20 protein-coding genes and 1 riboswitch are annotated in these 20,129 nt (G+C 44.6%); of the genes, 10 read left to right on the plus strand and 10 right to left on the minus strand.

Annotation, left to right across the window (positions count from 1 at the left end):
• Positions 1-99 precede the first annotated feature (99 nt).
• Genes NI455_RS09710 through NI455_RS09725 form a run of 4 tightly spaced genes read right to left on the minus strand, consistent with a single transcriptional unit; the run spans position 100 to position 3,530 of the window.
• The gene (locus NI455_RS09710; protein ID WP_005108477.1) at positions 100-1,086 is read right to left on the minus strand and encodes a CsgG/HfaB family protein; all 987 of its coding nucleotides are present in this window, start codon (positions 1,084-1,086) and stop codon (positions 100-102) included.
• A gap of 52 nt (positions 1,087-1,138) precedes the next feature.
• Positions 1,139-1,738: a penicillin-binding protein activator LpoB gene (gene lpoB, locus NI455_RS09715; RefSeq protein ID WP_005108476.1), complete on the minus strand. Its 600-nt coding sequence runs from the start codon at positions 1,736-1,738 to the stop codon at positions 1,139-1,141.
• 12 nt (positions 1,739-1,750) lie between these two features.
• On the minus strand, positions 1,751-2,152 hold the full coding sequence (locus NI455_RS09720; protein WP_253113889.1) for a YcfL family putative periplasmic lipoprotein: 402 nt from the start codon (positions 2,150-2,152) through the stop codon (positions 1,751-1,753).
• Positions 2,153-2,171: 19 nt separating this feature from the next.
• Entirely contained in the window at positions 2,172-3,530 is a 1,359-nt protein-coding gene (locus tag NI455_RS09725) for a COG3014 family protein (protein ID WP_034438391.1), read from the minus strand.
• A gap of 665 nt (positions 3,531-4,195) precedes the next feature.
• Between NI455_RS09725 and NI455_RS09730 the strand changes: the two genes are divergently transcribed.
• Together NI455_RS09730 and ruvX are read left to right on the plus strand one after the other, a co-directional pair.
• Positions 4,196-4,750, plus strand: coding sequence for a YqgE/AlgH family protein (locus NI455_RS09730; protein ID WP_004281085.1), 555 nt, complete (start codon positions 4,196-4,198; stop codon positions 4,748-4,750).
• Complete coding sequence (ruvX, locus tag NI455_RS09735; protein ID WP_253113893.1) at positions 4,743-5,186, plus strand: Holliday junction resolvase RuvX; 444 nt, start codon at positions 4,743-4,745, stop codon at positions 5,184-5,186. The genes NI455_RS09730 and ruvX overlap by 8 nt, the downstream gene beginning before the upstream one ends.
• Positions 5,187-5,250: 64 nt before the next feature.
• Here the strand turns inward: ruvX and NI455_RS09740 are convergent, their stop codons facing one another.
• Positions 5,251-5,874: an alpha-ketoglutarate-dependent dioxygenase AlkB family protein gene (locus NI455_RS09740; protein ID WP_253113896.1), complete on the minus strand. Its 624-nt coding sequence runs from the start codon at positions 5,872-5,874 to the stop codon at positions 5,251-5,253.
• Between the two features lie 151 nt (positions 5,875-6,025).
• Between NI455_RS09740 and NI455_RS09745 the strand changes: the two genes are divergently transcribed.
• The gene (locus NI455_RS09745) at positions 6,026-7,828 is read left to right on the plus strand and encodes an ABC transporter ATP-binding protein (RefSeq protein ID WP_253113898.1); all 1,803 of its coding nucleotides are present in this window, start codon (positions 6,026-6,028) and stop codon (positions 7,826-7,828) included.
• A gap of 60 nt (positions 7,829-7,888) precedes the next feature.
• Here NI455_RS09745 and phoU read toward each other — a convergent pair whose 3' ends face one another.
• Together phoU and abuO are read right to left on the minus strand one after the other, a co-directional pair.
• On the minus strand, positions 7,889-8,608 hold the full coding sequence (phoU, locus tag NI455_RS09750; RefSeq protein WP_005108465.1) for a phosphate signaling complex protein PhoU: 720 nt from the start codon (positions 8,606-8,608) through the stop codon (positions 7,889-7,891).
• Positions 8,609-8,699: 91 nt separating this feature from the next.
• Positions 8,700-10,061 carry a multidrug efflux outer membrane protein AbuO gene (gene abuO, locus NI455_RS09755; protein WP_168730889.1) on the minus strand — a complete coding sequence of 454 codons (1,362 nt, stop codon included), beginning with the start codon at positions 10,059-10,061 and terminating at the stop codon, positions 8,700-8,702.
• A gap of 289 nt (positions 10,062-10,350) precedes the next feature.
• On the opposite strand from abuO, the gene NI455_RS09760 reads away from it, so the two are divergent.
• From NI455_RS09760 to NI455_RS09790, 7 genes are all read left to right on the plus strand, one after another.
• On the plus strand, positions 10,351-11,382 hold the full coding sequence (locus NI455_RS09760) for a hypothetical protein (RefSeq protein ID WP_253113901.1): 1,032 nt from the start codon (positions 10,351-10,353) through the stop codon (positions 11,380-11,382).
• 108 nt (positions 11,383-11,490) lie between these two features.
• A riboswitch (TPP riboswitch) is annotated at positions 11,491-11,623 on the plus strand.
• Between the two features lie 88 nt (positions 11,624-11,711).
• On the plus strand, positions 11,712-13,607 hold the full coding sequence (gene thiC / locus NI455_RS09765; protein ID WP_253113904.1) for a phosphomethylpyrimidine synthase ThiC: 1,896 nt from the start codon (positions 11,712-11,714) through the stop codon (positions 13,605-13,607).
• 76 nt (positions 13,608-13,683) lie between these two features.
• Positions 13,684-14,319: an NUDIX domain-containing protein gene (locus NI455_RS09770; protein WP_004281075.1), complete on the plus strand. Its 636-nt coding sequence runs from the start codon at positions 13,684-13,686 to the stop codon at positions 14,317-14,319.
• The gene (locus tag NI455_RS09775; RefSeq protein WP_253113907.1) at positions 14,316-15,128 is read left to right on the plus strand and encodes a metallophosphoesterase; all 813 of its coding nucleotides are present in this window, start codon (positions 14,316-14,318) and stop codon (positions 15,126-15,128) included. Before NI455_RS09770 ends, NI455_RS09775 begins: the two co-directional genes overlap by 4 nt.
• A gap of 210 nt (positions 15,129-15,338) precedes the next feature.
• Complete coding sequence (gene dksA, locus NI455_RS09780) at positions 15,339-15,866, plus strand: RNA polymerase-binding protein DksA (protein ID WP_004281072.1); 528 nt, start codon at positions 15,339-15,341, stop codon at positions 15,864-15,866.
• Positions 15,867-15,868: 2 nt separating this feature from the next.
• On the plus strand, positions 15,869-16,789 hold the full coding sequence (gluQRS, locus tag NI455_RS09785) for a tRNA glutamyl-Q(34) synthetase GluQRS (protein WP_253113910.1): 921 nt from the start codon (positions 15,869-15,871) through the stop codon (positions 16,787-16,789).
• A gap of 57 nt (positions 16,790-16,846) precedes the next feature.
• A complete protein-coding gene (locus NI455_RS09790; RefSeq protein WP_168730893.1) occupies positions 16,847-17,107 on the plus strand; it encodes a zinc ribbon domain-containing protein in 261 nt (86 codons plus the stop codon).
• Here NI455_RS09790 and ftsW read toward each other — a convergent pair.
• The 3 genes from ftsW to NI455_RS09805 all read right to left on the minus strand — a co-directional run bounded on the left by ftsW (position 17,096) and on the right by NI455_RS09805 (position 20,073).
• Positions 17,096-18,292, minus strand: a complete 1,197-nt coding sequence (ftsW, locus tag NI455_RS09795; protein ID WP_004281069.1) for a putative lipid II flippase FtsW — start codon at positions 18,290-18,292, stop codon at positions 17,096-17,098. The genes NI455_RS09790 and ftsW overlap by 12 nt on opposite strands.
• Before the next feature lie 20 nt (positions 18,293-18,312).
• Positions 18,313-19,659 carry a UDP-N-acetylmuramoyl-L-alanine--D-glutamate ligase gene (murD, locus tag NI455_RS09800; RefSeq protein ID WP_247143100.1) on the minus strand — a complete coding sequence of 449 codons (1,347 nt, stop codon included), beginning with the start codon at positions 19,657-19,659 and terminating at the stop codon, positions 18,313-18,315.
• 162 nt (positions 19,660-19,821) lie between these two features.
• Entirely contained in the window at positions 19,822-20,073 is a 252-nt protein-coding gene (locus NI455_RS09805; protein ID WP_253113913.1) for a DUF6587 family protein, read from the minus strand.
• Positions 20,074-20,129 lie beyond the last annotated feature (56 nt).

Below are 20,129 nucleotides of genomic sequence, written 5' to 3' on the forward strand. Positions count from 1 at the left end.
AGTACGTGCCATTGAAAATATAGAAATAAAAATAACTCAAAGGAGGATTTTAAGTATTTAAAACCAATTCTTCAAATGAGGACACGCCCTAATATTAACTTACCATTTTACAGGTTGATCGCTTGAACCTGGCGTCATTTCATAGCCCGGTGATGAATCATAAGATTGACCAGTCTGAGACTGTACAGGCTGTAATTTTAAGCCCTGTAAAATTTCCGGGTTTAAGCCCTGAGCAATTTTATCCGCCGTACTGTCATTTAAACTATTGGTCAGAATATTCTGTGTCATTAAATTAGACAGAGTTCGATTGAAAGTGCCCGCTGCTACCACTTTACTGGTATTGGCTTCAATGACACGCCAGCTTAAACGCACTTGTTCAGCGCCGGCATTCAAACCATACATTTGCTGATGGCTGGCACTAGACAGATCATTAATTCGTCCCACCAGTAAATAGTCTGCTCCAACTTTCTGACCGATACGCGCCAGCTCATGCGGTGCACCATCCCAATACAGGAATGCATTTTCAGACTGCATTTCATCCAGATAATGACGATCTACCACACTCAACTGTCCGCTTTGAGCCAGATAATTTCCTAAAGTATCGGATAATTCCTGACTAAACTCATAGGCAGATGTGTCATTGGCCAGTCGGTTATTTTTCTCGGCCATCTGGAATGGCAATACTGCAATCCTGCGCAAATGCTGGTCTTGTACAGTCGATTCAAACTTCACCACATGTGCGCGAACTTTGGCACGGTAATTATTTTTTGCACCCGTCACACTCAGCACCTGAAACTTGGTCACTGAACCTGAACCTTGATTTGCCACACTAAAAACTGGTGAAACTTTACCGTTATAACTCCAGCCCTGATTATTCACCGATACAGAAACAGTCTCTTCATAATTCATTTGGGAAGAAACTGAAGCACCATTTACCGATTGCACAGCAATTAATAAGGCTTCAGAAATCGCCTGGTGTTGAGTTGGACCACTTCCACTGGCTTCTTTAACCACTTCTTTAATGGCTGCAAAGGCCGGAGCGCTCAACAATCCAGACAACAGGCCTGCAAGTAATATTTTTTTCATATTATATTCTTCTACAGTCACTGTGCCAAAAGCACAGTGACCTTCATTGAAATTACAGACCAAAAGTCGAGCGTTTGCCTGCCTTACGGATTTCTTTCTCGCCAGTCCACTCTACGATACCAGTTTGCAGGTTTTGCAATTTAAAAGTGAACTTGTAATACACATCACTCTTGCCACCGGCATTCTTCACAATACTCGACAAGTTGCCATTTAGCATAAATTCGGCACCAATATGACCACCGGCACGTACTGCTGTTGACTGGTTCACCATACCGCTTTGCTTTTGATAAGCTAGCTGCTGTGCCACCGCATTCACCGATTTCATATCAACAAAACGAAATTTTCCAGAATTGATTAGTTTGTTCTGAATACTGTCAGTAATCGATTCGGTATCGATATGTTCCTGGGTTTTGTTATGAATCCGATCAAGGACAATGACCGGACGGCGGTTTTGGGTCATTTGCACCACTGGCGGGAACATCAACATGTCATCCACCATTTTGGCTGCAATCATTTGCAAGTCAGTTGAACCAAAGTCTGTGGTTAAGGTTTCGACTGCTTGGGCATCACCATAACTTACTGAACCAGTAGAGGCACAGCCACTAAGCAGTGTCGTAGTTGCCAATGCGGCGAAAATCAATTTTGCGTTCATTTCAAGTCTCTCTTATTTTTTCAAATACACAACAACATCAACAGCAGATGGATTTGGCGCCAAGGACTGCACACCTTTGGTTTCACGTCCGGTTAACTGGATCGGCTTCCAGATGGCACCTTCAGGATTAACTTCCACACCTTGTGCATCCACCCAAACAATCTTGTAGCTAAAATTTTTATTGTTAAAACGGCGGTTTTTGATCGCGATCGAAGCACGCTTTAAATCACCAACCAAGCTCATATTCACACGTTCCACAAAGACTTCCGTAGTTAATACCGGATTATTGGTAATGGTGCGGATACTCATTTCATTATTGGCATTGGTTTGGGTAGATAAGGCATTCGGTGCGGTACAACCCACCATGAACAGCGCCCCTAAACCAAGTACAGCAAAGCTAAATTGACGTTTCATATTGTTCCCTTATTTATGATTAATGTGGAATGGTGCTTACACTAGCCGTAATTTTGTCATTAACATGATGGGCATAGACAAACACTGTTTGATTGGCTTTCACATCTAGGGTGACCGGAGAGCTAGATACACTCCCGCTAGAAAGTTGTAAATTATGTTTGCCCGGCGTTAAATTTAAGCGCGCAATCTGGGCATTACTCGGCAAGGTACTCCAGCCACGCAAGTCAGCACGCTCAGTCGCCATATTTAAGACGTTACCGGCAAGTTGACCAAACACACCAAACTGGTTACCAAGTTCTTTTTGTGCGGCATATTTTGCAGTGGCGCGCAGCACCTGACTGCTCACATTCGCCATAATTTTTTCTTTGAGATCCTTGACGGCCAAAGCACCAATATCACTAATCACATAACTGTCTTGTAAAGCTTTATTATTGACTTTCACTTTCAGGCTAGTTGGTATCACATAGGTACTTGGTTCATAGGTCGCAAAAGCAATATTGATTAAACCGCCCGGTGTAGGGACATCAATTTTATTTTCCACCTTTTGCGGTACAATTCCCTGTTCGATAAATACAATCACCGGAACACTACCCTTCTTATGCTGTGTGACCAGTTGATCCAGACGTTTCACGTCTTCGGAAATTTGCTTATCTGGTTGTAACTCATAAGCTTTCTTATAATCAACCAAGGCATCATTGTATTCACCCAAGGTTTCCCATAAATTGGCTGCCATATAAAAAGCGTAGGCATTCTGATAGCTGTTCTTAATCTTGCCGGCTATGGGGTCCAGACCGACAAAAGCTTCATCCAGCACACTTAGATTCTTCTCTGCTTCCGTGTTTTTAGCTACTTTGTCTTTTTTCTTTTCTAGTTCTTTTTGGTGCAACAATTCGATTTCACGCTGGAGGCCCTGAGCCACGCGCATTTCTACCGCAGCAGCTTCCAGATCCTTTAAGAAAATATAGTTTTTAGCTTGGGAAATATGCGCCAGCACCTGCTCATGTGCTGGTACCAGATAAGGCACTACAGAGTCATTGCTGACCATGGCAAGAGCCTTAAACCCCATTCGGGACACACTAATTTTGGCCCGATTTTTTTGTTTTTCTAACAGCGTAAAGGCTTGCTTATAATAATCTCGGCTTTCTTCATATTGATGGTTAACTTGTAATAAGCGGGCTTGTTCAAGTAAATATAAAACTCCATCCTTTGAATCAGCTTTGTCCTTAAACTGAGTAATGAGGTTTTCAGATAAAGCGCTATTCAAATGACTACGGAAAAAACTACCTTCTTCATTATAACTACTAAATACTGCTGCCTGTGAAGTGACTGACACAGAAAATAGCGCAGAAATTAAAGTCCCTTTTAAAATATGATGCATAACAACCCCATTAAAAAAATAAATTAAAGATGAAAATTTCTGCATTCTACGAACAAAGCAATATGGTTTCAATATGTATATTTTGTATAATAATTGAAATATTCTGTACAATATATCGCAAATTTATTACATAAATAAACAAATATTATAGTTTGTTATCTAATATTGACCATTTTTTAATCACTAGAAACTATGTATCGAAATATAGTTAGAGCTTAATTAATGAGCTGAGATTGTAATAACTTACCTTTAGTTTTCAGATAAATTCTATTTAAAAGCAAGAAACTATATATAGTCTACTTTTAACCATGAATGATCTATTGTTATTATTTAATTCATTCCACCACAATATATTTAATATTTTTTATTAAAATTTAAGTAAGTTTTTACTCGGTTTATCTGGCTGTTTTAGCATAAATAAAAAACGCTTAAAACTACCTCCCATCATTTAAATAAAATCACTGAAGGTCTTTTTAAAAGGAATTTTAAAACCGGCCTTAACCTGTTCATGCCTGATTTACCCCATATCCAAGTTGTCAGCCTAAGCATTTTATGGGATAACTAGCAGGAAGAAAGCCGCTGTTTGAGTGATTACAATTAGGCCCGTAGGCCATGCTTCACTTTTTCAGACTGCATAGCATACTGACTTTGGGAGAACTGCTCAGGTGACCAAACAGTTTCTGACACATCGTTGTCTGATTGCACCACCGCATGCGAATGATGATTTTTTTGCACAGACGGTCATTTATCTCGCGCGTCATGATGAAGATGGTGCCCAAGGCATCATTATCAATCGACCTGCCGGCATTCAAATTAAAGAATTGCTGAATGATCTTGATATTGAAGCAGACAATGTCAATCCGCATGAAGTATTACAAGGCGGCCCTTTACGCCCTGAGGCCGGTTTTGTCTTGCATACTGGTCAGCCGACCTGGCATTCCTCCATCGCCGTAGGTGAAAATGTCTGCATTACCACTTCCAAAGATATTCTGGATGCCATTGCGCATAATGAAGGGGTCGGTCGCTATCAGATTGCCCTCGGTTATGCCAGTTGGGGCAAACACCAGCTGGAACAGGAAATTGCCCGTGGTGACTGGCTGATTTGTGATTCCGATATGGATCTGATTTTTAACCTCCCTTATAACGACCGTTGGGACGCTGCCTATAAAAAAATGGGTGTAGACCGCAACTGGTTATCTTCCGAGATTGGACATGCCTGATGTAAACGTGCCACAAACCATTATGGCGTTTGATTTTGGTACACAAAAAATGGGAATGTCAGTTGGACAATCCCTGATTGCAAGTGCCAATCCCCTGCCCTTATTTCCCATGAAAGATGGTATCCCCAACTGGGATGAACTGCTCAAAATCGTGAAAAGCCATCAACCGAATTTATTTCTGGTCGGTTTGCCATTGAACATGGATGATAGTGAATCCGAGCTGTCGACACGGGCGCGAAAATTTGCCCGCCGTTTACGTCATCAGACCAATATTGAAACCTGGATGGTGGATGAACGTCTGACCACCCGTGAAGCACACGATGAGCTGGATCATTATCAGGCGCAAGGTCGCGGCAAGAAACTCTCTGCTGACAGTATTGCGGCTGCCTTGTTGATTGAAAGCTGGTATCGTCATCCTGCCGGGATCACGCCTTAATCTGTTTTGAAAATTTTTTAAAACAGCATCCTTCAGGGTGCTTTTTTATGCTCCAAAATGCTTCTTAAGGATAAAAATAACGAAAGGTCAGGTTAATTCGTGGTGTCAAAACTTTGCTGGTTTTGCTAATACTGTGCTTCCAGTGTTGCTGTGTCGCGCCACGCATCACAATTAATTGCCCACTATGTAACAGCACATCGACTTTATCACTGCGAATTTTATGCTTAAAGCTCATTTTGCGGGTGGCTCCCAGACTCAGAGAAGCGATGACATTTTCCCGAGAAGTACCTGTATATAAAGCCGGCTCATCATCACTATGCCAACCCAAGCCTTGCGAACCATCTTCATACAAATTGGCCAGACAGGAATTAAAGGGATGACCGACCAGAATTTCAATATGCTGCTTTAAACGGAATAATCCGGATGTCCATACCTGAGCTTGTTTGAGCGTACCAGAATAACGATACTGATAATGTTCATCGCCATACCAGACCACCTGGCGGCCGGTGACATGGTGCTTCTTGCCAAATAAATGCACTTCATCATATTGCCAGGCCAGCTGACTGAGAAAATGCTGTAGATACTGCTGGCTTTGTCCCTCATCCAAAATCAGGCCATAATCCTCCACTACCCCATCAAAAGGTAATACATTGGCTTGCGGCTGGGGTGCAAATAAATCGAGCGTCATATCAATCAGATCCAGTATCCACATGAAAATACTGACATTCGACCTAAAGGATTACAACTGCTCTTCACAAATGACTACAACATTTATGCTTGTGGCTGGCATGATTCCTGCCTAGACTGAATTCAACTTTCACAATAAAAATAATCCTTTTATGAACTTATGGCAGCTGTTTCAGAAACTTCGTCCCTTTGTTCAGCCTTACCGGTTGCTGGTGATTGCCACGCTGATTCTGACCCTGATTGGCTCATTCACCGCACAGGTCAATGCCATTACCTTGCAATATGCGGTCGACAGCATCAATTCGCTACTCGAAGCCGGTCAAGGATTGGAGCAAGGCTGGCATATTCTGATCACGATTTCGGCAATTTTGCTCGGCAAAGAAATTATTAATGCCTTTGTCCAGTTCGGGCAGAAGTTCTATGGAGAGAAACTGCGAATTTTTGTCTCTCAGGATCTGGCCCAAGGGATTATTGAAAAGTTTTTAAAATATCGTTTGGAATTTTTTAATCAGGAAAATAATCAGGCCGGTAAATTACAGACCCGGATTGACCGTGGTATTGGTTCACTGACCCGTCTCGTTCAGATCTTCTTTATTGATATTTTACCGTTATTTACCAGTGCCATTGTGGCTTTGGGGTTAATGTATTATGCCAATGTTTATGTCGGTCTGGTCGCGACTGCCATTGTCCCGATCTATTTCTGGTTGACCTATAAACAGGCGCAAAAGCTGGGGGGCTGGCGCCGCAGTCTTCGCGATGGTCGGGAGAAAAAGAGTCAGGGCATTCTCAGCATCATCAACTCGATTACCGTAATCAAATCCTTTAACCGCGAATCGATTGAATCGGAAAAGCAGCTCGGTTTACAGCGTGAGCTGACCGACAATCAGATGAAAACCCGCCAGACCAGTTTCCTGTTTGATGGCCTGAAAACTTTTCTGGAACAGATCGGGATTGTACTCATCATTATTCTAACCTCCTACTTTGTGCTGGATGGCCAGATGAGTATTGGCATGATCATGTTTCATGTGCTGCTATTTAATAATGTCTCTGCCCCAATCCGATCCCTGCACCGGATTTATGATGAAGTGAACGATGCCATGATCTATTCAGAAAGCTTTTTCAAGATTCTGGAAGCCGATGATGAAATTGAACAAAGCGGTCAGCAGAAACCGGTTGTCCAAGGCAAATTTGAACTCAGTGGCGTGAATTTTTATTATCCAAATGGCCACCATGCCCTGAAAGATATTGATATGGAAATTCGCCCCAATAAAATTACCGCCTTAGTGGGTTTATCTGGTGCCGGAAAATCTACCCTGATCAGTCTGCTGGATAAATTTTATGAACCGCAGCAAGGCCAGATCAAACTGGATGGCATTGACCTGAAAGATTATGACACCCAATATTTACGCGATCATATTGGTCTGGTCTTGCAAAAAAATCATATTTTTCAGGGTACCATTTTTGACAATATCCGTTATGGAAAAACCACAGCTTCGATGGAGGATGTGATTGAGGCGGCAGAAAAAGCCTCGATTCATGGGCAGATTTTACAGTTACCGGCTGGCTATGATAGCGATGCCTTGATGCTGTCTGGCGGCCAGCAGCAACGGATTGCCTTGGCAAGGATGTTCCTGAAAAATCCACCGATCATTTTTCTGGATGAACCGACGGCGAGTCTGGATGCAATTGCCACGGAACAGATCAAACAAAGTCTGGACCAGATCAAGCAAGGCCGTACCGTGATCATCATTTCGCATAGCCTGTCGCAGATTATTGATGCGGATTATACCTATGTAATGAAAGAAGGAACGATTGCCGAACATGGTGAACACGACCAGCTTTATCATCAGCAAGGCATATATAAGGAAATCTTTGATGCGATGGCCAAAAGCCTGAATATTGAAAAAATTGCCAAAACTTTTGAAGATGATGCTGAGGAAGAAACTCATAGTTAGCTTTTCTATCCCAATAAAAAACCTCCGAGCTGGAGGTTTTTTTATTTAAGTCTGGAACGTTTAACGCTGAACTTTCTGTTCAATTTCTTCAACGCTGGTATGACGCACATCAAAACCTTTGACCATATAGATCACCTGTTCCGAAATATTCCGGGCATGATCGCCAATTCTTTCTAGCGAACGCAGCACCCATAATACATTGATGACACGACTGATATGCCGCGGATCTTCAATCATATAAGTCATAAGCGTACGTGTGGCTGATTGATACTCACGGTCAATATCCGCATCTGCCAACATGACCTTCAAAGCTTGATCTACATCCAGACGCGCAAAAGCATCCAGTGCATCATGAATCATCACCCGCACCTGGTTGCCAATATGCCGGGTTTCCATATAACCGCGCGGTGAGCCGCCCTCTTCACATAAGCTTTGTGCAATTCGGCCTATTTTCGAGGCTTCATCGCCAATCCGTTCCAGATCGGTATTGGCCTTGGACATGGCAAGCACCATACGTAAATCAATCGCGGCAGGATGACGGCGCGCCAGAATCAGGGTCAGCGCTTCATCAATATCTCGTTCCATCTGATTGACGACATTATCTTGAAACTGCACATCTACTGCCATTGAAACATCTGTGTCCAATAGGGCATGGATGGCATTAGCTACCTGCTGTTCTACCAGTCCGCCCATCGTCATGAATTTGGTATTTACGTCCTGCAGTTCTTCATTAAATTGCGAAGAAATGTGATGACTTAATACAGGATTATTTGGACACAAGGAAAGCTACTCCTGAACGATAGAGGACAATGATCAATAATAAATCATATTAAAGCATATCTATGATGAAAGTTTGATGACAATAGTAGCCTCATAGAGGCTGAGGCGAATCATATTCAATCAGCCAGGCATTCAGCTCTGCCAGTTCCTTTTCGGTTAACTGCCCAACCGAAGCCTGCAATTGCAGCACATGTAGAAGATAATCATATTTGGCATTTAAATAATCGGTCTTGGCGGAAAAGGCATTACGCTGTGCCAGCAACACATCGACCATGGTTTTTAAGCCTTCCTGATATTGGGCTCTGGACGCTTGTGAGACAATTTCCGAAGAGTCCATCGCGGCTTTACGTGCATTCAGTTTGGCCTGATCGGTTTCTACCTGCATAAAGGACTGTTTCACATCGGTATTGGCTTTACGGATGGCTGCATCCAGTTGCGCTTCACTTTTTTGCACATTAACGCCGGCCTGACGGATACTTTTTTGCGTGCGTCCACCGCTAAATACATTCCAGTTCACCTCCACCCCAATCTGGTCGAAATCTCCATTGCTGGACATGATCGTAGCCGGACTTTGCTTTAAATAGCCATAGGTTCCGACCGCTTCGACCTGCGGATAGAGCGCAGCCTGTTCGACCCGTTTGGCATCTTCAGAATAGCGCTTTTGCAGACGCGCTTGCAGAATATTCAGATTTTGGCTTTGTGCTAATTCGGTCCAGGACTGCATATCACTTGGAACCGGCTTCTGGAACTGGAAATCGTTGCGTAATACCGCCAGATTTTCCTGATAAGGGCCGATTAACTGTGCCAGCTGTTCTTGGGCCAGTACCAGCTGAACTTGAGTCGAAATCCGGTTGGCTTGGGCACTTTGATACTGGGCATTGGCTTCACTGACCTCACTACGCGCCACCAAACCTTCTTTCAGCTTAGCATTCATCATGCGTAACTGTTCAGACAGCGCCTGCTCTTCCTGTAAATAAGCCGTAGTCAAAGACTGCTGCCGCAAGACATTAAAATAGGCTTCGGCCACCTGTAAAATATGCTGCTGTTTTTGCAGACGCAGATTGACTTCACTGAGTTCGACCGAGGTCTTGACCTGCTTATAACCTTGCCAGGCATCCCAGCGAAATAAAGGTTGGCGTGCGGTTAAGGCCACCTGACGGCTGGTTGTACTGGAACTTTGCAACTCACCAAATTCAGCAGGCAAACCTTCAGACTCTGAGTTGTTGACGGACTGGTTTTTACGGGTCACATTTCCAGATAAAGTCACGGTCGGCAGCAAATTTCCGCTGGCAATCCCCAGATTGAGCTGATCAGATTGGTACTGCAACACATTCGCCTGCCAATTTGGATCATTTTGCTGGGCGCGTGCATACGCTTCTTGTAAATCCAGGGCAAAAATCGCCGGACTAATTAATAGCAATAAACCGGCCATGACACTGAGTTTTAATTTCATTTTATAGTGTTAACCCCTAACAGCCATTCAGATCAAAAAATTCTGGCGCTTTAAGCTAAGCCATACTAAAGAGATCTCTTGAATTTTTACGTATGATTTTTATTAACTTTTTAATATAACTATCGCGTTTTATTCACGATTAATTCAATTTTCAAGATCTCTGTCTGTAATGTAACAAAGGAATTCACAATACTAAACATAGTATTTTAATTTGATCTATACAATATACCTCCCAGTAAGGCCGTTATTTTCTGAATTCACCTATACAGAGTCCTGAAGCACAGTGTTAATGCCATTCCCGTCGATATTCAAAGCCTGTTTCATTGCCGGCAGTTTGCTGTTTCTGGGAGGCTGTCAGCAGCCCTCAGAATCACAGCTCCAGATTGAACAGCCTGAAGCGAGTCAAGCCCAAAGTCCAGTCAATGACTTCAGCCTCATGTGCCAGAATATTGAAAAAAACATGTCCCAGATTAATGACCAGCGTACGACTTTTGCGCTGGAACAGATTAATCAGGATCTTAAAGTGTGCCTGCCCTTAATGGAACTGGCAGAGCAGAAAAATCTGATGTTGCGCTCTACCGAAATGTATCAGCGCTTTTTGGCTGTGGACCGTACCGAATTTCAGCAACGTGCCTTTGAGCAGTATGCGCTGGAAATGGCCCAGCATCCGACCATTCAGCACGCGCATTTTCAACAGCTCACCTCACGTGACCAGTATCTGTTAAAACACAAGGGGCAGGCTTATGTAGAACTGCTGGATCTGGGAGATGGCACTTTACATTATCGCCGCAGTCCGGAATATCTGGCGCGTATTTTTGCCCCTTATTTACCGGCCGCTGAAAAAGCCTTTATTGAAAATCTGGCGGAACAGAATATGGAACCGGTGCTGGTAGAAAAACGCCTGCAGATTGAAGCCGCTGATATTGCAGCCCGCAGTCTGCTTTGGGAAGACTATCTCAAGACTTATCCGAATAGCAGTTATAAACGCGATGCTGAATATCTGCTGAAGCAATATACCTATTTCCTGTTTAGAGGTACCGAGCAATCCCCGGTGTCGGAAGATTATCGCGATCGTTATGCTGTGGATACCAGTCATCTGGAAACTATTATTGGAATGTCGAGTGGCCAGAAATCAACGCTGTCCACACAGGCACGCCTGTTTCTGGAATTTCTGGACATGACTCCGGAACAGCGCCAGCAAACCTTGCCTGCCGATTATAGAAACCGTTCGGAAGCAGAACAGATTCTGTACTATGCCCAGATCAGTCCGCCCTCACAAAAATACGATAAGGACTGCTTTACCGATGCCATCTGTATCTAGTTGGGATCAGTTTCACCTTCAATCAGTAGGACCATGTCTAAATCAATCCTCGCTTAAAGTTGAGCGATTTAGACCTGTTTATTCTGCCTAAACTGAGCTAAGCTTTAGCCTCGCTTGACGGAGCGCGAGTAATGCCTCGCTGAGATCATGTGATTCCTTTTATCATTATCAGGAATTGAGCATGAGTACCGTTGAACCTGATCAGGTTAATACCTGCGTAGGAATCAAGCCAGCTAAAAACCCAGCCCTTGCTTTATCTGTTCAGGATAAATCTGCCTACGTTTTTGGTCGTGCTTGATTCGTTGATGTCATTCATAAGGATCATAGCCATGAACCAGTTAACGAATCTTTCTTCTGAAACTTCTCTCTCCACTCATGAACAGGAAGCACGCGATTTAACGCGAATTCTGCCTGCCTCACGTAAAGTCTATCTGCCAGGCTCGCGTCCTGATATTCAGGTGCCGATGCGGGAAATTTCCTTAAGTGAAACCCCGACAGGCTTAGGCGGTGAATACAATCCGCCCTTGATGGTTTATGACACCTCTGGTGTGTATACCGATCCCAATGTGACGATTGACCTGAATAAAGGCCTGCCGAATGTTCGTGACAGCTGGATTGAACAGCGCAACGATAGCGAAATTCTGGATCAGCTCAGTTCTGAATTTGGCCGCCAGCGTTTACGCGATATCCGTACCGCCGCAATCCGTTTCGCCCATATCCAGAAACCTCGCAAAGCCAAATGCGGCCGCAACATCACCCAGATGCATTATGCCAAGCAAGGCATCATCACTCCGGAAATGGAATACATCGCCATTCGTGAAAATCTGCGTCAACTCGATGGTGTCGATATGCGCCAGCATCCGGGCCAGAATTTTGGTGCAAAAAACCTGACTGAAATTACGCCAGAATTTGTGCGTCAGGAAGTCGCCGCCGGCCGCGCGATTATTCCGGCCAATATCAATCATCCGGAACTGGAACCGATGATCATCGGGCGTAATTTTCTGGTCAAAATCAATGCCAATATTGGTAATTCTGCACTCGGTTCAAGTATCGAAGAAGAAGTCTCGAAAATGACCTGGGCGACACGTTGGGGCGCAGATACGATTATGGACCTCTCGACCGGCCAGAATATTCATGAAACCCGTGAATGGATTATCCGCAACTCTCCTGTACCAATTGGAACCGTACCGATCTATCAGGCACTGGAAAAAGTCAATGGTGTGGCCGAAGACCTGACCTGGGAGATCTTTAAAGACACCCTGATTGAACAGGCTGAACAAGGTGTGGACTATTTCACCATTCATGCCGGCGTGCTTTTAAGATATGTACCGCTGACTGCCAACCGTTTGACCGGTATCGTATCGCGTGGCGGTTCGATCATGGCGCAGTGGTGTCTGGCACATCATCAGGAAAACTTCCTGTATAGCCATTTCGATGAAATCTGCGAAATCATGAAAGCTTATGACGTATCGTTTAGTCTCGGCGATGGCCTACGTCCGGGCTGTGTGCAGGATGCCAATGACGAAGCGCAATTTGCCGAACTTCGAACTTTGGGCGAACTGACCCACCGTGCCTGGGAGCATGATGTTCAGGTGATGATTGAAGGCCCGGGCCATGTCCCGATGCATATGATCAAGGAAAATATGGATCTGCAACTGGAAGTCTGTAAAGAAGCACCCTTTTATACCTTGGGGCCACTCACCACCGATATCGCACCGGGTTATGACCATATTACTTCGGCAATAGGAGCCGCGATGATTGGCTGGTACGGCACCGCAATGCTGTGTTATGTGACGCCGAAAGAGCATCTCGGTTTACCCAATAAAAAGGATGTCAAAGACGGCATTATTACCTACAAGATTGCCGCACATGCAGCCGATCTGGCCAAAGGTCATCCGGGTGCGCAAGCCCGGGATAATGCCCTGTCCAAGGCGCGTTTTGAGTTCCGCTGGGAAGACCAGTTTAACTTGAGTCTGGATCCGGACACGGCGCGCAGCATGCATGATGAAACCATGCCGAAAGCCGCGCATAAATCCGCGCACTTTTGTTCCATGTGCGGACCAAAGTTCTGTTCAATGAAGATTAGCCAGAATGTTCGTGATTATGCCAGTCAACAGGCCAATCCTGATCAGCCGGCAAGCTCTCAGGCCGAAATTGAAGCCGGCATGAATCAGATGAAAGCCAGCTTCCACAACTCTGGTCAAAATTTATACCACAAACTATAAAACTGTAAAAAAAACAGTTGTCTTCAAAAAAAACTCAGATAGGATGAAAATAAATCAATTCATTCTATCTGAGCATATGAATATTATTAAACAGGCCTCTTATAATAAAAAAGACTTTAGCGTAGAGGCACGTGAGTTCTTGTACCAGGGATTTATTCAGGTAGAAAAAGTCAGCCTGAAACACCGTTTATTTAATCAGGAAAGCTCAACCCCTATTTTGCAACGTGAGCTGATTCATCGGCCAGAAGCAGCGGGTGTGCTGATGTACAATCATCAACAGCAGAAATTCGGCCTGATCGAACAGTTCCGGATTGGCGGACTGGATGATATCGACTCTCCTTGGCAACTCGAAGTAATTGCTGGCGTTCTGGATGGCGATGAAGCGCCTGAAACATGCATCCGTCGCGAAGCACTCGAAGAATCAGGCTGTACCCTGGATGAGCTGCAGCACATTTTCAGCTTCTATCCGTCCGCCGGGGCATGTTCCGAATTATTTCATTTATATGTGGCGCAGACCGAATTGCCTGAACAGGGCGGTATTTTTGGCATGCCGGATGAAGGTGAAAATATCCAGCTGCATATTCTGGATTATGCTGATATTCCGTCCTTGCTCACGAATGGTCGCTTAAGAAATGCACCTGTCATTATGGCCTTGCAATGGTTGCAACAACATATTCATACTGCAGGAATATGTCTAAGGGGAAAGACATGAGTTTTCAGCAGTCAAGCATAAACACACAGCCAGATTGGACCATTATCCAGATTTCTGATACCCATTTGATGGATCGGGAAGAGCTGGAATTTGCCCGGATGAATCCCGAGCAGAGTTTTCACGAGGTGATGCAGCAGATCCAACAGCGCTTTCCCCAAATGGATGCACTGATTCATACCGGTGATCTGGCACAGGTGCCGGTCGAGCAGACTTATCAACGCTATTTAGCATTTGTCCAGTCTTTAAACGTGCCGTATTATCAGATTCCAGGTAACCATGACGATTCTCGGGTGTTCCCTTTTCACCAGCATGCGAATCAGGTACATGCCATTCATTTTGGCACCTGGACCATGATCCTGTTAAATAGTGCCGTTCAAGGCAAGATCGATGGCTGGGTGGAACAAGCTCAACTTGATCAATTGGACCAATTATTGCTTGAATTTAAACATCAGCATGTCATTGTGGCTTGCCATCATCATCCTTTTGCGATGAAATCGTACTGGATTGATCAGCACCGGCTGAAAAATGCTGAAGATTTAAAAGATGTACTGGCTCGGCATCAGAATATCAAGCTGGTTCTGTTTGGTCATGTGCATCAGGATTCCTGCAACGAATGGCATGGCATCTACTTTTTATCCACGCCATCGACCAGTGTGCAGTTTAAACCTAAAAGTGAAGATTTCGCGCTAGATCAGGCGGCACCAGGTTATCGTGTATTACATTTGCAACAAAATGGTGAGTTTGATACCTATATTGAACGGGTGGCATTGAGCCAGCAAAATATTAATACCGAAATTTCAGGTTATTAACTTTTCAATTTGTTTTTTTTGCATTACTTTATTGCAACCAAAGGAAATGTGATATGCATAGTCCAGACATCAAAGACTATCAATAAGCATAAAAAGTCTATATGATGACGGCCCCCATAGGAGGATAATCTTTCTACAGGGTGGATAAAAAACTGCATATCACCATATTTTTTGCGTAGCAATCATACGCATAGATGAGGAATGCCCTAAATGGCGAATGACAACCAAAATCAAGTCTTAGACAATCAAACTGATGTTGTAGAAGAGAAAGCTGCAAAGCGCGTACGCAAATCTAAGCCTAAAACGACTGACGGTGGTTCTACTGCTAGCTTATTTGGTATTGAACCTTATCAACCTAAAAAAAATGAAGAATACATGTCTGAAGGTCAGCTTCAGCATTTCCGCCAAATCTTGCTGGCTTGGAAAGCTGAGTTGATGTCAGAAGTGGATCGTACCCTGAATACGATGCAAGACGAAAATACTGCTCTTCCAGATGTGAATGACCGTGCCACTCAGGAAGAAGAGTTTGCGATTGAGTTACGTACCCGTGACCGTGAACGTAAACTGATTCGTAAAATCGAACAGTCGATCGAAGCAATCCAGAATGATGACTATGGTTTCTGTGAAACTTGTGGTATCGAGATTGGCTTGCGTCGTTTAGAAGCACGCCCAACGGCTACTTTATGTATTGACTGCAAAACACTTGCAGAAATCAAAGAGAAGCAAAATAACGGTTAAGCATGTCTGTAAATAATCCTCCCCTAACCCCTCCTTTAAAAAAGGAGGGGCACAACAGGATGGCTTATGTGGGTCGGTTCGCGCCATCGCCAACCGGCCCTTTGCATTTTGGCTCCCTCATTACCGCAGTTGCCAGTTACTGCGATGCCAAAGCCAATCAAGGCACATGGCTGGTTCGGGTTGAAGACACCGATATTCCTCGTATTTATCCCGGCAGCGAAGAGCATATTTTGCGTGCCCTAGATGCCTTTCAGCTTGAACCTGATGCCGAAATCATTTTTCAGAAAGACCGTTTAGATATTTACGAAGACGTCATCCAGCAATTGCGTCAGCAAGGTCTGGTCTATGCCTGCCAATGCACCCGTAAAATGCTCGGTTCCAATCATATCTATCAGGATACCTGCCGCGACTTGGGTCTGGCTTTTGAGCATCAAGCCATTCGCCTAAAAGTTGAAGATGTTGAAATCTGTTTTGAAGACCGGCTGCAAGGTCGGCACTGTTCAGAATTGAAGAAAGATCTGGGAGACTTTGTCTTAAAACGTCGTGATGGCATTATTAATTACCAGCTGGCTGTAGTGGTCGATGATTATCTGCAAGGTATGACGCATGTGGTACGTGGGGCTGATCTTTTAGATAATACCGAACGACAAATCTATTTGGGACAGTTACTCGGTTATCCGCAGCTGAGCTATATGCATCTGCCGCTGGCAATGAATGATCAGGGACAAAAACTGTCGAAACAAAATCTGGCCCAAGCACTGGATTTAATTCAGGCGCCACAATTATTAAAACAGGCACTTCAGGCTTTGCATCAGGCTGAAGTTGCTTTAGATGCTCCGCAACGGATGCTGCAACAGGCAGTGGCGCAATGGGATATCGACCGGATTCCACATACAACTGAGCTACAAGGTCACTATTTATAAAAACAGCTTTTCACTTAAGCTAGACTTCTACAATGAAAAATAGATAGGAAGAAGAGTATGTTTTTTATTTTTGGCGTCGGCCCTAAAACTAAAACCATTGAGAAAAGCCAGTTTCTGTGTCCGGTCTGCCGTACCCGTTCGGGCTATGAGCTGAAACAACAGCGTAATTATTTTTCTTTGTTTTTTATACCTTTGATTCCACTTTCCAAGCCTAAAACTGCTTTTGTGACCTGTTCTAATTGTGGAACCACAATGCCGAGCACGGTACTTGACCATGCTCAGCCAGAGCCAGGACGAAACTCGAATCTAGAAGCTTGATTCTTCGCGGCTTGGATTGACTTGGCGTGTGGTTGAATCAATTTTCAGAATCAGACTGATCATGACTGCACAGATAATCAGGGATGAACCGCCATAACTAATAAATGGCAGAGTCAAACCCTTGGTCGGCAACATACCCATATTCATGCCGGCATTCACCAGAATCTGTAACAGGAAAATGATACTGATCCCATAAGCCAGATAGCCGGCACGTAGATATTGATGCTGCAAGGCACGATGCCCAATACGGATACAGCAGACCAGCATGGTGAAGGACAAGATCAGGATGGTCGAAATACCTAAAAAGCCAAATTCTTCACCCAAAATTGCCAGCATGAAATCGGTATGCGCCTCAGGCAAATAAGACATTTTCTGGATACTATGCCCCAAGCCTACCCCTGCCCATTCCCCACGGCCAAAGGCCATAAGGGCATTAGAGAGCTGATAACCGGTGCCTAAGGGATCTTCCCAAGGATTCGAAAAAGACAGCAGACGTTGCAGACGATACGGTTCCAACAGAATCGCGGCAGCAAATGCGCCGACCAAGGTCATAAAAGCCACACCGAACTGAATCCACGGCGCACCCGCCAGAAAGAACACGCCAAGCATGGTTAAGGTAATTACCACGGTTGCACCCAAGTCAGGCTCGAGAATAATCAAACCGACGGTAGCACCCATGATGGCACTTAAACGGACCAGACCCTTGATATTATTCCGTACTTCTTCCGCACGGCGCACCACGTAGTCTGCAGTAAAAATTGCCATCATCACTTTGGCGACTTCCGAAGCCTGTAAGGTAAAGCCTGCGATCCGAATCCAGCGTTTGGAACCATTGACTTCCGTCCCGACAAATAGCACGGCCACCAAAAGTACGATGGTAATAATCCACAAAAAGAAAGTGTTATTAAACCAGACTTTTAAGGGGATTTTATAAGCCAGAAAAGCTGCTACGGCAGCGACAAAAATCGAAATCCCATGTCGGCTAATATAGTGAAACGGATTTTCATGCATACGTTCTGCATAGGGCATCGAGGCCGATGCCACCATGATCGAACCAATGCAGAGCAAAGCCAACACACAGAAAATCAATACATTCCGTGGATTCACTTCAGCAGGTATTCTAGGTATCCACTGCGTATAAAATTGATTTAATTTATTGATCGTAGTCTGAGCAAACCCAGCCATATCACGAATCCTTGTTATTCTTAATTGAGTTCATTCACATACGCAACAAACTTGCGACCACGCTCAGGATAACCCGAGAACATATCAAAACTTGCGCATGCAGGAGACAATAGCACGACATCATGTGCCTGAGTGTGCTTTTGGCAGATTTCTACTGCCTGCTGCAAGCTGTCCGCATGAATCAGTTCAGTCGTACCCGCAATCGCTGCTTCAATGACGGGACGATCTTCACCGATTAATACCGCTACTTTGGCATATTTGCTTAATGATTCACGCAAGGCTTTAAAGTCCTGCCCTTTGCCCTGACCACCGAGAATAATCGCGACTTTACCGCCTTGGGCTTCAATGGCCATGCCGAGACCGTCCAGTGCTGCCAAGGTTGCGCCGATATTGGTACCTTTGGAGTCGTTATAATAACGTACGCCTTGCACTTCTTTAACGAATTCACAGCGATGTTCCAGACCTTTAAAGGTCTTTAAGGTATTCAACATGCTTTCCAGTGGCAGGCCAATCGCTTCACCCAGCGCCAGACAGGCTAAGGCATTGGCAACATTATGCGTGCCCTGCATATACATCTCGGTACTTTTCAGCAGACGCTCACGACCACGCGCCAGCCAGATGCTGCCATCCGTATCCTTGAGAATACCGTACTGGTTCATATCTGGTGCATTCAGGCCGAAGCTTTGCATCGGTGTTACGTCCGGTACCAATGGACGGGTCAAAGAGTCATCACGGTTATAGACGACTTTTTTCACACCCTGGAAAATCCGGTGTTTCGCCGTGTGATAACCCATCATATCGCCATGACGATCCAGATGATCTTCACTCATGTTCAACACCACCGCGACTTCAGCCGCCAGATTTGAGGTGGTTTCCAGCTGAAAACTGGACAGCTCAAGTATATATAGCTCAGGATCATCTTTGGTGAGGTCTAGCGCAGGACGCCCCAGATTGCCACCGACAGCGACTTTTTTGCCTGCATCTGCTGCCATCAGGCCAATCAAGGTAGTCACGGTGCTTTTGGCATTAGAACCGGTAATCGCCACAATAGGCTTATCCGTAGCACGGCGTAAAATCTGGATTTCACTGACTACCGGAATACCCTTGTTAATCGCTGCCTGAATTTCAGGAAGTTTAGGGTCAAGCCCGGGGCTAATCACGATTTCTTCTGCAGAAAGTAACAGTTCGGCGTCAAACTGACCAAAACTGGTCTGAACCTCAGCGGGTATCTGGTCATGCCCTGGCGGGTTAGCTCTTGAATCTGTTACTGCAACGCGGTAGCCCTGACTATGCAAGAAATTGACTGCTGCAACACCTGATATTCCGAGTCCTGCAACGACTTTTAACCCACCACGTTGTATTAACATTTTCGCCCCATATTTTGGTCTATTTTGAAACTGACGAAATGGTAGCACTTTGCTGTTTTGAATGCCTTTTCTGATTGGCCTTTCTGCACATTTTTTTTGTGTCCATGCGTAAAAAAACCGTCATGATCATGACGGTTTTTAAAATTCAGTCAGAAAAGGAAATTATTTCCATTTCACCGCTTGTTGGGCTGGTTTTTCTTCTACACTTTTTTCTGAAACTGGACAGGCACAGTTGCCACCACAGCCTGCAGCCATACCCGGTTGCAGCCATTTGGCCAGACGCTGCCAGCCTTGGGCTGCACAGGCATCAGACAGCTTCTGGAAGACTGAGTTAGAGGTGTTAGGAAACACCTTTTTGAATACGACCAGTATGCTCCAAAGCACCAATGCTGTCACAATTAGAATTTCAATCATCTCAATCTCCCATACATATACAATGCAGCAAACTCAATTGGCCAAGGCCAATCTAA

Origin of the sequence: Acinetobacter lwoffii (assembly GCF_024129435.1) — a bacterium.
In the GTDB taxonomy this organism is placed as follows: Bacteria; Pseudomonadota; Gammaproteobacteria; order Pseudomonadales; family Moraxellaceae; genus Acinetobacter; species Acinetobacter lwoffii_F.